Here is a 3742-nt window from a genome sequence, read left to right on the forward strand (position 1 = left end):
TATTAATACTATAAACGCTTTCAGTCAACGATTTTTTAATATTTTTTAAATATCGAATTAACATAATTTCGGCCCTAGGTACATTACAATTTACCCGTTAAAAACTGTGCTTCTCCAAATCCAAAGCTCCAGTCAGACGCCCCGTTGGTAACAATAGAAACCATAATATCATTTGGGGCAATTCCACAGCTTTCACCAAGCTCTTGTACCAAGAGTTTATAAAAAGTTTTCTTTTGCTGGTCACTTCTTTGGGTACTTGTTACACTCACAATGACTAAATCCCGGCTCCTCTCGAATCCTAAACCAGTATCTTCAATGATTAATTCATTGACAGGATGTTGATTTATTATTTGGTAACGATCTCTTTCAGGTACACCAAAAGCCTTAACAACCGCTCGGTGGGAAGCATCCAATAATTGTTTTAAAGCTTTATCATCTCGGCCCTGTATTAAATCAAAGCGAATTAACGGCATATTTCTCTCCCCCTATTAAAAGTAGGATTTCAACCAATACATCAACTCACTATTAAGTATTGAGTATATGTTGGTTATATTATGATTATATCATAGTGTTTATTAGGGCTGCCGTCAATACTTATTCTGCCTTTTGGAAGAAAAGTTTTTGGAACCATCGGAATGCATTGACTAGCTTTAGGAATTTGCTAAAAGAGTTAGAGTTAGAATCTAAAAAAGCCTTTCCTCATCAAACACTGAGGAAAGGCTTTTAATTTATGAGATTTTTCGACCCAGAATAGGGTTTCTATTATATTCTAAAACGCTAATTTCGCACGATTAAATATATAATCCCTCTCTAATGGATTTCAACGTTACTTCATTTGACCACTCTGGTTTATCAGGAAACGCGAATACTGAATTTGTTACAATTCCATCAAATTTCATTTCTCTTAATTTCCGATATAATGCATCAAAATTTACTTCCCCTTGACCAGGATTCAAATGTTGATGGATGGTAACGTTTGCATCAGGCGGATTAATGATATAACGTAATCCAAATGCCGCTTTATGATTAAGCGTATCAGCAATTAGTACATGTGCGAGTAAATCTCCTGCTTCATCTAAGTGTTTGGCTACATCACCAATACCATCATCATAAAAGAAAGCATGCGCTACCGAATATACCAACTTAATCCAATCTTTATCAAGTGCACGAATCATTTGAATTGCTTCCGTGTTCAACTCAATAAAATCATGAGGATGAGATTGTAAGTTTAGTTTAATACCTTCTTTTTCAAAGATCGGCATTAGCTCATCCATTGATTTTACAAAAGCTGCTTCACTTTCAACTGGACGGCTTTTGTCGCCGGCAAATTCGCTGTTCATTAAATCAACTCCTAATTCAGAAGTGATTTCAATACAACGTTTCCAATTTCTAACTGCAGCCTGGCGTACTTCTTCATTTGGCGAAGACCATTGTTGAACAGGAAGCACGGAAGAGATTTGAACGCCGGCATCTGAACAATATTTTTTCAAATCTTTTATCAGCTGCTTATCAACCTTTGGATATTGATTAAACCAAATAAAATCTTTACGCGGAGATAACTCCACCCATTCATACCCTAATCTGGCAACTGCATCGATAGTATCTTTTAAATTAGTATTGTCACGATAATGTGACGGATCGTAAGCTAAACGCATTCTCATTTTCCCCTTTCTTTTGTAGGCAAAAAACATGTAAATTATGTTTTATATTACTTTTAAAAGTAAATACTCCTTATTGCTTCTACTTATGTAATGTAATTCTCTACCCATTTCACAATATTTTTAGCAGAATACAAATTCCATAACCCAAAGCGCTTTCATTATTGATAAGCTTCATATACTCAATATTTTTATAATATGTTGGGTAACTTTTGGTTATCTATAAGTACATATTAATACTAAAAGTAGCTACAATCAATATTTTTTTATTATTTTTTTATGAGAATATGCGAGAACCATAAACATTCCCTCTTAAGGGTACAAAAAATCCCCTTCTTTCGTGGCGTTAGCCACAATAGAAGAGGATTTTGAAAGATTCCGCTAATCAGCAATAACAAGTTGTATGCCATTTTTCTTAGCATATTCTTGATAAGTTTCATTCGGAAGCGCATCGGTAACAATATAGTCAATTTCATCAAAACCGCAATAGGTCATTAAACCATATTTATCAAATTTATTGTGGTCTACCAATAAATAGACCTCTGCACTTCTATTCACAACGATCTTTTTCAATTCACTTTCTAGTGGTGATGCATTGGTTACACCGTTTGTTAAGGAAATACCAGTGGAGGCCATAAATGCTTTCTTAATATTATAATCTTTTAGCAAATCCATATTTCGTGGGTTTACAAATGATTTGGTTTTACGTTCAAGCATACCACCGATTGTGATAACATTTATTTTTTCATATGGAAGTGAATCAACAATAAAATCAATGTTATTTGTAAAAACGGTCAATTGTTTGTCCTTTAAATATTCAAGCATTTCAATTGTAGTCGTGCCTGAATCAATAAAAATAAAATCCCCATCTTCCACATAACTTGCTGCTTTTTTTGCTATTAATTCTTTCTTTTCTTGGTTACGCACTTGTCTTACTTGGAAAGATTCGAGCTTACTTTGAACGACGGATACCCCGCCATAAACTTTTTTAAGTTCCCCACGATCCACCAATTCTTGGACATCGCGTCTTATCGTATTTTTAGATACGTCAAAAACTGTAACTAATTCGTCTAATGATGCTGATTGATGCTCATTAACATATTCTTGAATTTTTTTTAAGCGTTTTTCTTTAATCATATCCGTTTCACCCTAGTTTTCTGCATCATAAATTGTTATCGTTTACAATTATAACATATATATTACCAACAACTAACCAAAACCTTGGTTATATTTTTAAAAAATGTGAAGTCATTCATTGGGTTCTAATTGGCTATGATAAGTTGTATGCCATTATTCTTAGCGTATTCTTGATAGGAATTATTTGGGAGCTTATCGGTAACTAGATAATCGATCTCAGCTAAACTGCAATATGTCATTAATCCATATTTATCAAACTTGTCATGGTCTACCAATAAATAAACCTCAGAACTTCTGTCAACAATTGTCTTTTTCAATTCACTTTCTAGAGGGGATGCATTCGTTACACCGTTTGATAGTGAGATACCTGTAGATGCCATAAACGCTTTCTTAATATTGTAATCTTTTAGTAAGTCCAAACTTCGTGGGTTACTAAACGAATTGGTTTTAGGATCAAGCATCCCGCCGATTGAGATGACATTTAAATGTTCAAATGGAATGGCACGAAGAATAAAATCAATACTATTCGTAAAAATGGTCAGGTGTCTTTCCTTTAAATAATCAAACAATCCAATTGTAGTGGTCCCTGAATCAATGAAAATAATATCGCCATCTTCCACATAACTTGAGGCTCTTATCACAATTGATTCTTTTTGCCCTTTGTTACGTATCTTTCTATCTTGGAAAGATTCAAGTTTTTTACGAACGGTAGTAACCCCGCCATAAACTTTCTTCAGTTCTCCACGGTCAACTAATTCTTGGATATCTCGTCTAATAGTATTTTTAGATACATCAAAAACTGTAACCAGTTCGTCTAATGACGCTGATTGATGCTCAATAACATATTCCTGAATTTTTTTGATACGCTTCTCTTTCATCATTTTAGTTCACCCTAGTTCTAGCTTTATAATACCCTTATATCGATTTATTATATAATATAACATAAA

Annotated in this window: 4 protein-coding genes; all 4 read right to left on the minus strand. The window is 33.7% G+C overall.

Going from position 1 to position 3742, the window contains the following annotated elements; all coding sequences use genetic code 11:
• Nucleotides 1-83 precede the first annotated feature (83 nt).
• On the minus strand, nucleotides 84-473 hold the full coding sequence (locus tag V7659_RS31030; protein ID WP_335543839.1) for a tautomerase family protein: 390 nt from the start codon (nucleotides 471-473) through the stop codon (nucleotides 84-86).
• Between the two features lie 318 nt (nucleotides 474-791).
• On the minus strand, nucleotides 792-1655 hold the full coding sequence (locus V7659_RS31035) for a sugar phosphate isomerase/epimerase family protein (RefSeq protein ID WP_335543840.1): 864 nt from the start codon (nucleotides 1653-1655) through the stop codon (nucleotides 792-794).
• A gap of 384 nt (nucleotides 1656-2039) precedes the next feature.
• Nucleotides 2040-2795: a DeoR/GlpR family DNA-binding transcription regulator gene (locus V7659_RS31040; RefSeq protein ID WP_335543841.1), complete on the minus strand. Its 756-nt coding sequence runs from the start codon at nucleotides 2793-2795 to the stop codon at nucleotides 2040-2042.
• 125 nt (nucleotides 2796-2920) lie between these two features.
• Nucleotides 2921-3676, minus strand: a complete 756-nt coding sequence (locus tag V7659_RS31045; protein WP_335543842.1) for a DeoR/GlpR family DNA-binding transcription regulator — start codon at nucleotides 3674-3676, stop codon at nucleotides 2921-2923.
• Nucleotides 3677-3742: the final 66 nt, after the last annotated feature.

Source organism: Neobacillus drentensis (assembly GCF_036966985.1).
GTDB lineage: Bacteria > Bacillota > Bacilli > Bacillales > Cytobacillaceae > Neobacillus > Neobacillus drentensis_E.